Source organism: uncultured Romboutsia sp. (genome assembly GCF_958366745.1).
In the GTDB taxonomy this organism is placed as follows: domain Bacteria; phylum Bacillota; class Clostridia; order Peptostreptococcales; family Peptostreptococcaceae; genus Romboutsia; species Romboutsia timonensis.
Map to the genome: position 1 here is coordinate 1 of NZ_CATXCO010000073.1, position 9,889 is coordinate 9,889.

Sequence of the window (9,889 nt, forward strand, 5' to 3'; positions counted from 1 at the left end):
AATGAACTTTTCTACAGTATCATCTGCATAGTTTCTATATCCTAATAAGTTTTGACCTCTTAAAAGCATTTGAAGCTTAGTATTTTTAACATGCTTTCTTATTAGTCTTAATCTTTCCCATGGGTCTTCGTTTAAAAAGCGTATACATGCATCAAATGTAGCTCCACCCCAAACTTCCATTGCATAATATCCTACTTGGTCCATAGTTTCAAGTATTGGTATTATCTCATTGGTTTTTAGTCTTGTTGCTATTAATGACTGATGTCCATCCCTTAATGATGTTTCTGTTATCTTTAATTTTTTCATAAATTGATTTTCCCCCTATCAAGTTTATGTTTTTAAATTATACTATAAATGTATTAATATGAATTAAATCTTATGATTATGATATGATTAAAAGTTTAGTTTTCTATATTTTGTATTAAGGTTATTTTATACAATTATTACTTAACCCTAAAATTTTTTATTATTTAAATTTAATAAAAAAGCCTACAAAAATATTATTTTTATAGGCTTATATATTTATTTTTTAGTATCTGTGTTTGTATTTTTATTTGTATTGCTCATTGTACCTGGGTTTTGCATTGCATTTGGATTTATTCCTAAAGCTTTATTCATTTTATCTAATAAGTTGTTAAAGTCATTTGTTGTATTATCTTTTACTTTTGTAGCTTCATCAACTGCTCTTATAAAGTCATCTTGTGATTTACTATATATATCCTTAGGTAAGTTGTCTAAATTCTTTAATCTAGCATCTATATTTGATATAGTTTTTTCACCTTCAGCTATTAACTTTTGATTCATATCTGAAATTTCTTTATCATCTGTTTTTGCATCATTTTTTAAATCATCAACAAATGTTTGTATTTTATCTCTTGAATCTTTGTATGCTGCTTTTAATTCTTCTACGTATTTTTCATTTCCTGGGTATTGATTAGTTTTGTAGTACTCAGTTGTAGCTTCTGGTGTTTCATACATTCTGTAATTACCTAAATTACCTAAAGTATCTCCATAAAATCTTGAGTATTTTTCTACATAATCATTGTTTGCATTATTTGTAGTATCTGCAGTATTTTGTTCTGTTGTTGTTTTATCACCATTTGCTGGTGTATTTTCTTTTTTATTACAAGCTACCATTGATAAGGATAATGCTAATGATAATGCTGCAACTACCATTTTATTTGCTTTCATAGCTTTCCTCCTGTTTAAGTTTATCATCAATAGTATTTGTAAATTTAATAAATATATTCCTTCCTTTAATTACATTTACTATATCCACATTGTAGACATATTCCACATCCACCAGTAGGTATTATAGATTCATTGCCACACTCTGGACATACAAATTTTTCTGTTTCTTCTTCATTTATTTTTTCTTCTTTCTCTATTTCTTCATATTTTCTTTAGGTTTTTCATTTAAAAGTACTCCACTTCTTTTGCATCCATCACGATATATTGTTATTCCTTTTAAATTATTTTTCCATGCACTTACATATATATTGTAAACATCTTCAACGGTTGCTTCATATGGAAGATTTATTGTTGATGATATTGAAGCATCTATATTTATTTGCCATGCCTTTTGCATTTTTATTCTTTCTTCTGGTTTTAAGTTCATAGCAGTTACAAATATATCGCCTAAATCTTCTTCATTAGTTATTTCATTTATATCCATATACTCTTTTACTATAGGAGTATATACTTTATAGTATACATCTTCATTGTGTAAGCTTTCTGTTTTTCTAAAGTAAGATAAATTAAACATTGGCTCGATTCCACCACTTACTCCAAGCATTGTTGATATTGACCCTGTTGGTGGTATTGTAAGAAGTTGTGAATTTCTAAGTCCATATTTTTTTACTAAATCCTTTACATCTTCTTTTACATTATTTATAAAGAAACTTGATTTAAATAAAGCCTTTTCATTATATTTTTCATAAGTTCCATATTCTTTAGCTAGAAATGCTGATTGTTTTACTGCTTCATTTAACATTATATTTGATAGTTCTTCACATAATTTAATAGCTTCATCTGATCCATATCTTATATTAAGCTTTATAAGCATATCTGCAATACCCATAACACCAAGACCTATTTGTCTGTATTTTGATACACTTTCTCTTTGTTCTTTTAGTGGGTGAAGGTCTAATCCTTCTTCTAGTACTTCATTTAATCCAACTACACAATCTCTGACACATGATTTAAATTTAGCTTTATCAAACATAGCATGTTCTGTAAATGGAGCAATTACAAACTCTGATAAGTTTATAGATCCTAGTAAGCAACTTCCACCTGCTGGAAGTGGTTCTTCTGCACAAGGGTTAACTCCAGCATATTTAAAGTTTTTATCTTCACTTAATAAGTGATTTTTTTCTATGTTGTCCCAAAATAGTATTCCAGGTTCTGCAAAGTCCCAGTTGTTAGTTATAAGCTTCATAAATAGCTTATATGCATCAACTTCTTTTACTATTTCTTCTCCGTCAGCTTTTACTTTAAACTTACATTCATACATAGATTTATTTAAAACTGCTTTCATAAACTCATCATTTATTTTAACTGATATGTTTGCCTTAGTTACTTTTTCTAAATCAGTTTTTAAATCTATAAACTCTTCTATATCTGGGTGATTTACATCCATAGATATCATTAAAGCTCCACGTCTTCCTCTTTGACCTATAAGCCCTGTTGTCATAGAGTAAAGATCCATAAATGATACAGCACCTGTAGTAGTTTTTGCAGAGTTGTGAACTAGTGCTCCTCTTGGTCTTAGATTTGATATATCAATACCTACCCCTCCACCATAACTAAATGTTCTTGCCAAATATTTTGCTGTATCAAATATACTTTCTAAGTTATCTTGTGGAGGACTTAATACATAGCAGTTTGAATAAGTTACTTTTATGCCGTCTTTAGGTAATCCTCTATTTGCAAGTATTCTTCCTGCAAACAAGAATTTTCTCTCTCTTATTAATTTTGCTATTTTTTTATTTCCTCCAGATACTCTCTCTATCCATTCATTAAAGGTTTCATTGTTATATTGATATTTATTAGCCCAAATAGATTTTTGAAGTTCATCCATTTGCCATTTAGATTTTCTTATGTCTGATCTTTTTTCTCTATATAAAATGTAATTTTTAGCTACATCTTTTCTATTAGATTCCATAAGTAAAACCTCAACATTGTCTTGTATATCTTCAACTGTAAGGTTTATCTTATTTTCATTAACCATTTTTTCTATATTATCAGCTATTTTTTTCCCTAAATTTTTGTCTATTCCATATTTGCTGTTTATAGTTGACTTGTAAATGGCATTTATTATTTTGTTTTTGTCAAAAACTTCATAAGTGCCATCTCTTTTTTCAAGTTTTATCATAAACACACCTCTTATCATCATTTTTGTCAAATTATCCTATATTATTATATTCTTTTAAATTTTATCCTGACACAATATATTGTATTTTTATTTTGTATTTTTATACTCAAATACTATATATAGTATTTAAAGGAAAAAGCTATAATTAGGTATAATTTAAAATGATAATAAAATTAAATATTTTATCAATTTATCTACATAAAAATAAACTTAGGAATTATAAATTAGATTGTAAATTTCCTAAGTTTATTTTTACTATATCCTTTATTTAATTATTCTTATATAATCAGTATACATCTCTTGCTTACACTTAGATGGTCTTATAACCTTCACTAAGTAATAATCATCTTCCAATTCTTCATAATCTTTTACAAAATAATTTTCTATAAGGTCTTTAAACTCACTATAAGTTAACTCCCTCTTCTTTAGGCAGTCGTTTTATAATTTTAATTTTTCTTTCGTTATATTTCATATCCTTATTATTTTTCATTCGTTTTGAAATAACTTTGTAAAGTGTATTCCCAAATACGCTCTTTACCTTGCCTATATTTACATCTGGATGATATGGATATTTATAAAGTTCACTATTTTTCCAATAATCATAGTCTGGATTTCCTTTAGTATAAAATGTTGTAGACATACTCCTAAATGAATTGTAACTTGCAACAGTTTTAAAAGTAGGAGCTTTAATTTTTTCATTTTTTAAGGTATATATAAATTTACTTAATACTTTATCAATTTGCTTATCATATTTTTCTAAATTATTATCTCTATATACTATTGGTAATTTATAAGTAGTATTTATTCCCCAAAATGTAAGTACTTCCTTTATATAATTAGCAATTTCTTTAGCCCTAACGCCTCCTGTTGTAGTTATTATAAGTGCTTTTTTATTAAAGTATTTAGGTCTATGAAAGTTGTATGACATATGGTCTATAAAGTTTTTAAGTTGACCTGATATTTGAAGTGAATATACTGGAGATGTTATTATCATTGCATCGCACCAAGTAATTTTATCATTTATATATTTTATACTTTCATAGTGTGGGCATTTTTCTTCACTTTTTAATATACAGTTAAAGCATCCCGTACACATTGGTATTTTCATTTTACTAAGTTCTATTATTTCATAATCTGCATCAATTTCTTCATTTATTTTTTCTTTAACTTTGTTTAGTATTTTCCACGTGTTACCCCTTCTTGGACTTCCATGTATAATTAATATCTTCAAATTATCACTCCTATGTTATATGTAAAGTATTAATTTTTATATTCTAAATATATCCATATGACAATAGCGTGCAATTTATACATATGTTTTAGTTAAAATTTAAGGTGATAATTATCAAAGATTTATATCATAGATTATTTACACTAAAAAAAGTCTAGGATATCCTAGACTTTTTGCACTTTACCTAATTTTTCTTCTTTACCTATTTTATTTACAAATCCTTTTGGAAGTAAGTTCCATATATATACTGATAAAGAGAAATCTAACATACTATGTATAACCGTTCCTACTCCTACTAATAATATAACTCCCTGTAAAAAGCCTTTATCATAATATGCTGGAGATAAAGATGAATTAAAATAAAATGGTATAACAACTAAGACTTCGCAAATACCATGAATCATTCCTATAATAAATGAACTTCCTAAAGATCCTTTAATAGTAATACTTTCCTTATTTTTAATTAAACTCATTCCAAGAATTACAAAAACTAAATGACTTAATGCTCTTGCCACTACAACTATCGGAAAACCTCCTATAAAAAATCCTATAGTTGTTCCTACTGTAACAAGTAATGCCACTTTTGTTGATATAAACATAGCTATAAATATTGCAACATGGCTTGCCAATGTAAATGATGCTGGTTCAAGCACTATCTTTATTGGTGAAATCATTGGTATCATAATTCCTATAGCACATAGTAATGCTGCCATAATAACTTCTTTTGTGTTTAACTTACTGTTCATAAAATCCCCCTTTTCTTCTGTATATACACATGTAATTACATTTTACTTCCTTTATATTCCAATGTCAATATAGATAATAAAAGTAACTCTTCTAAATCTTTGTCATAGTATAATATAGACACCTTTTACCAAGGGGAGGGATTATTTTGAGCTATTATGTAAGACCTGACTTTAATTTAAAGACATTAAATCCTTATGATATTTATCAAGCAATTGAACAATGTAACAGTAAAATATTAAAAATTACTTACTGCTCTTTAAGAATTGATGGACAGTGTATGAATACTAAGACAAATGTTATACAAATAAAAAGATTATATAAAACTTGTGATTTTATAGAAGGAACTGTATTAAAAGATGATAAACCATATGAAGATATAGTATTAAAAGCTGACCAAATACTAAAAGTAGAATGTATAAAATCAAATAAACCTGATAATAAACCAGAAGAAAAACCTACAATATTTGATATGATAAAATCTTGTAATGGAGTGGTTAGAATAACTCAATGTACAAAACTTGAAAATGGTAAATGTGTAAACAGAACTTCATTTCCTTTTTTAGTTACTGAAATAGATAGAAAAAATAATAATATTAAGGGTTATAAAGTAAGAGAAGGTTTAACTCCTGAGTATATAGTGTTAGATGCTTCTTTAATTCTTAATGTTGAATGTGTAACTCAAGCTAATTCACCTAATTTTCCATGGGGATTGATTCATTTTTTAATGATGCAAATGAAAAATGATTAAATTTAGCTTTACTCTTGTCTCCAACAATTTACATTTTCTAAAGTGACGTGCCTGTAAAATACTTCATTTAAAAAAGGTCTAAGATAATAATATATCTTAGACCTTTTTTATTAATCAGTTATACTAGGTAAATTACCTAAATTATTATTTTCATTTTCATCTGGTAAGCTTCTTAAATATTCATTTCCTTTTCTAGTAGCAACAGCAACACCTGCTATTTCCCCCATTTTAGCCATTTGTATTCCTTCATCCTTGCTTACCCTTTGACCATTTGATAACTCATACCCAACAACATCACCATCATGCTTTACAAGCTTTGTTATTCTCTTTGCATCAGCATTTGGAGTTGGTACTTCTTTATTTATATTTTTAGGTAAATTACCTATCATTCCATCATTTTTAAAATCCATTTTATACCTCCTATAAATAACCTAATAGCAATACTTTAGTTCATATTTAAATTACCCATTAGAAAAGTTAATAATATAAGTTTAACCAACATTTTAAGCAACGGATGTATCCATAGCGAGAGCAAGGATATATCGTTGGCGATAATTTTTAGCATGGAGGAAAACTTATAGATTATAATCGAGCGAGCTATATTATTACAAGAAATTAAAATATTCACTATCATTCATATACAATTATTTTTAGAAGATAATAAAAAATTATTCAAACTCTTTAACTTCTTTTTAGCTTTATTAAAATCTGGTATACAAAATAATATTTAAATATACAAACATTAATCCTAAATGGTATAAATACTTAATTATCTCAACTAATAATTAATTTTAAAATTATAATTTAAATACTATACCTGCTAATGCTCCTATACCTATAAAAACTATAGGATGCTTATCAAACTTTTTAGTTAAGAAAAATATAACTAAAAATATTATTAAAGCCTTAAAGTTTATAACTACATCAAATAATTTATTAGTTTGTAAAAACTTACTTACATTTATTATAGATATTTTTATAATCTCAAACCAAGCAACAGCAATAAGTCCAGTAACAGCAGGTCTTAAACCTTTAAATGCACTATCTACTAACTTACTATTTTTAAATTTATTTAAAAAGTTTGCAACTATGACAATTATAATAAATGAAGGTAGTACTATAGCAAATGTAGCAACAATTCCTCCAAGTATTCCTCCTGCCTTAAATCCTGCATATGTAGCCATATTTATACCAATAGGTCCTGGGGTTGATTGAGATATTGCTATCATATCAGCAATCATAGAGTTATTAATCCAAGTATATTTTTCTGCTAACTCATATAAAAACGGAAGAGAAGCTAAACCTCCTCCTATAGTAAATAATCCAACCTTAAAAAACTCCAAAAATAATACTATATAAATCATTGCTTAATACCCCTTTTTCTATTTACAAAATCACTTATAATTCCTATTAACGCTGCAGCTATAACAATATAAACTACAGATATATCTAAAAATGATGATGCTATAAACGTAGCTACAAATAATATTATTCCAAGTATATCCTTAACAGAGCCTTTTACAAGTTTTATAAGTGCGTTAAGTATAAGTACACCAACTGCTATTCTTATTCCAGAAAAAGCATGTTGAACGACTTTTAAATCAGAAAAATTGTCTATAAATCCTGCTATAGACATTATTATAACTAATGAAGGAAATACAACTCCAAAAGTTGCAAACATAGCTCCTATTACTCCCTTTTCTTTGTATCCTACAAAAGTTGCAGTATTTACTGCTATTATTCCAGGTGTTGCTTGACCTACTGCATAGTAGTCTAATAGTTCCTGTTCTGTTGCCCATTTTCGATTTTCAACAACTTCTTTTTGTAGCATAGGTAACATTGCATATCCTCCACCAAATGTAAGACCACCTATCCTACAAAATGTCCAAAATAAATCCATTAATTCTTTCAATTTTACATCTCCCCAAATTTTATTTTACTGTTAAATTTTACTACTTACTCAAGTTTTAGTCTATGCTTTTATGGTGTTTTATAAAAAATTTAAAGGCTAAGAGTTTAAACTCTATTCAAATTATAAGGTAAAGAAAAAAGCACTCCCTCCTCACAAGATAAGTGCTAAATTCTTAAATATTTTCTAAATTTTTATCTGATAGTCCCAAAACAAAATAAATGTTCTAGAAAAGCTTAGTGTTCCCGCACTAAGCTTTTCTTATATAAATCTATTATAACAGATTTCAAAATAATTTACACATCTTTTTAATTATTATATGATTCTTTGTAATTAGCATAATCATATATAAACTTATTAAGTTTATCTTTATTATAATCTTTATCCCACTCGATTACCCAACCTTTTTCATTGTTCATCATATGACCGTTTCTCGCTTCTTCAAAAGGAAATTCAACTTGATCAAAGTCAGTATCTTTTATCTTTATAGCTTTATTTGCAATAGATACTATTTCAAGTGGAGCCATATTAGTTTTAGTGTATCTAAGAACTTCATTTGCTATATCCATAATATTACCACTAGAACCATTTGCAAATTTATTATATAAAGCTTCTATAACAGTTCTTTGTCTGTTATCTCTTTCATAAGCACTATCTATATATCTTATTCTACTATAAGCTAGTGCCTGTGAACCATTTAAAGTTTGAATACCTGAATTATTTACACCGTTTATTTGGCTAACTTCTTTTTCAGATACATTAATTTCAACGCCACCTAATATATCTATTATTTTTTCAAAGGATTCAAAACTAACTGCTATATATTTATCTACATCTATTCCAAAATTATTCTTTATTGTACTTATTAGCAAACTTGCTCCTTCATAAGCATATGCATGTGTTAACTTTTCAGTACCATATCCTTCTATATCAACATAAGTATCCCTAGCTAATGATGTTATTCTTATATCATTATTCTTTTCATCTATTGTAGCAATCATCATAGCATCCGATCTATTACCTTTTTCCATGTTGTTGCCATCTACACCAACTAAAAGTATATTAGTTATTCCATTTTTTTTATTTTTTTCTGACTCTTCAATTGTTGTATTTATTTGTTTTGCTTCTTCTTTATCATACATAGAATTTAACTTAAAATATACATACCCAATTCCCATTAATGGTATTATTATTAGTATTGAAATTAATGCTATTGTAATTTTTTTTATATTGTTCATATTGTCACTTCCCTAGTATATTTTTAAATCATAAAAGTTAAGCTATACACAATAGTGCATAGCTTAAAATCCTATAATTCCATTATTATAAGCATACAATGCAGCTTGCATTCTATCTTTTAAATTAAGCTTTGAAAATATATTACTTGTATGTTTTTTTACAGTGTGCTCTGTTATAAAAAGTTCTTTTGATATTTCTATATTACTTTTACCTTGAGCTATACAAACTAATATTTCTCTTTCCCTTTTTGTTAAATCTTCCATGCATTCATTTTCATCTTTAGAAATATAACTTTCTATAAGCTCAGCATCATAATACTTTTTATCTTTGCTTAATTGCTTAACAGCATATCCAATATCTTCTGAATCTATATTTGCTAATATGTATCCATCAATTCCAGCTTTCATACACTTTGAAAACAATACTCTATCTTCATAAAAATCTAAAACCATAACCTTTATATTTTTTTCTTTTTTTAGTTTTTCTATATCATGTAAATACTGTTTGTTGTTTTTGTTTAAGTCTATGACTAATAAATCATATTCATCCTTGTATATATCTGTGTATCTATGACTTTCTTTTATAGTGTCTACATAGTTTTCTTTTGATAAAATTTCAACTATACCCTTTCTTATTATTAGT

At 26.8% G+C, this 9,889-nt stretch carries 10 protein-coding genes and 1 pseudogene; 1 reads left to right on the top strand and 10 read right to left on the bottom strand.

Annotation, left to right across the window (positions count from 1 at the left end):
* The 5 genes and pseudogenes from Q5F54_RS06580 to Q5F54_RS06600 form a co-directional block, all read right to left on the bottom strand.
* A pseudogene (locus Q5F54_RS06580) lies at positions 1-306 on the bottom strand (oxaloacetate decarboxylase subunit alpha); the annotation flags it as partial.
* Between the two features lie 216 nt (positions 307-522).
* Positions 523-1,191: a hypothetical protein gene (locus Q5F54_RS06585; RefSeq protein ID WP_288526609.1), complete on the bottom strand. Its 669-nt coding sequence runs from the start codon at positions 1,189-1,191 to the stop codon at positions 523-525.
* Positions 1,192-1,384: 193 nt separating this feature from the next.
* On the bottom strand, positions 1,385-3,373 hold the full coding sequence (locus tag Q5F54_RS06590; protein WP_302334128.1) for an adenosylcobalamin-dependent ribonucleoside-diphosphate reductase: 1,989 nt from the start codon (positions 3,371-3,373) through the stop codon (positions 1,385-1,387).
* Positions 3,374-3,776: 403 nt separating this feature from the next.
* The gene (locus Q5F54_RS06595; protein WP_281537456.1) at positions 3,777-4,604 is read right to left on the bottom strand and encodes a flavodoxin family protein; all 828 of its coding nucleotides are present in this window, start codon (positions 4,602-4,604) and stop codon (positions 3,777-3,779) included.
* 164 nt (positions 4,605-4,768) lie between these two features.
* Positions 4,769-5,350, bottom strand: a complete 582-nt coding sequence (locus Q5F54_RS06600; protein WP_288523792.1) for a hypothetical protein — start codon at positions 5,348-5,350, stop codon at positions 4,769-4,771.
* A 146-nt stretch (positions 5,351-5,496) separates the two neighbouring features.
* Here Q5F54_RS06600 and Q5F54_RS06605 point away from each other — a divergent pair, with 146 nt between their 5' ends.
* A complete protein-coding gene (locus Q5F54_RS06605; protein WP_288526952.1) occupies positions 5,497-6,099 on the top strand; it encodes a hypothetical protein in 603 nt (200 codons plus the stop codon).
* Positions 6,100-6,209: 110 nt separating this feature from the next.
* Here the strand turns inward: Q5F54_RS06605 and Q5F54_RS06610 are convergent, their stop codons facing one another.
* The 5 genes from Q5F54_RS06610 to Q5F54_RS06630 all read right to left on the bottom strand — a co-directional run.
* Positions 6,210-6,509 carry a DUF3892 domain-containing protein gene (locus Q5F54_RS06610; protein ID WP_288523790.1) on the bottom strand — a complete coding sequence of 100 codons (300 nt, stop codon included), beginning with the start codon at positions 6,507-6,509 and terminating at the stop codon, positions 6,210-6,212.
* 387 nt (positions 6,510-6,896) lie between these two features.
* Positions 6,897-7,463, bottom strand: coding sequence for a chromate transporter (locus Q5F54_RS06615; RefSeq protein ID WP_288523789.1), 567 nt, complete (start codon positions 7,461-7,463; stop codon positions 6,897-6,899).
* Positions 7,460-8,011, bottom strand: a complete 552-nt coding sequence (locus Q5F54_RS06620) for a chromate transporter (protein ID WP_071120054.1) — start codon at positions 8,009-8,011, stop codon at positions 7,460-7,462. Before Q5F54_RS06620 ends, Q5F54_RS06615 begins: the two co-directional genes overlap by 4 nt.
* Before the next feature lie 305 nt (positions 8,012-8,316).
* Positions 8,317-9,246 carry an LCP family protein gene (locus Q5F54_RS06625; RefSeq protein ID WP_302334129.1) on the bottom strand — a complete coding sequence of 310 codons (930 nt, stop codon included), beginning with the start codon at positions 9,244-9,246 and terminating at the stop codon, positions 8,317-8,319.
* Between the two features lie 63 nt (positions 9,247-9,309).
* A partial coding sequence (locus tag Q5F54_RS06630) for a response regulator transcription factor (protein WP_302334130.1) occupies positions 9,310-9,889 on the bottom strand: 580 nt, incomplete at its 5' end.

What these genes read in the sequence shown, in the direction of transcription:
- Q5F54_RS06610 (WP_288523790.1), bottom strand. Translation starts at nt 6,509, where the DNA reads ATGGATTTTAAAAATGATGGAATGATAGGTAATTTACCTAAAAATATA.
- Q5F54_RS06625 (WP_302334129.1), bottom strand. Translation starts at nt 9,246, where the DNA reads ATGAACAATATAAAAAAAATTACAATAGCATTAATTTCAATACTAATA.
- Q5F54_RS06585 (WP_288526609.1), bottom strand. Translation starts at nt 1,191, where the DNA reads ATGAAAGCAAATAAAATGGTAGTTGCAGCATTATCATTAGCATTATCC.
- Q5F54_RS06615 (WP_288523789.1), bottom strand. Translation starts at nt 7,463, where the DNA reads ATGATTTATATAGTATTATTTTTGGAGTTTTTTAAGGTTGGATTATTT.
- Q5F54_RS06590 (WP_302334128.1), bottom strand. Translation starts at nt 3,373, where the DNA reads ATGATAAAACTTGAAAAAAGAGATGGCACTTATGAAGTTTTTGACAAA.
- Q5F54_RS06600 (WP_288523792.1), bottom strand. Translation starts at nt 5,350, where the DNA reads ATGAACAGTAAGTTAAACACAAAAGAAGTTATTATGGCAGCATTACTA.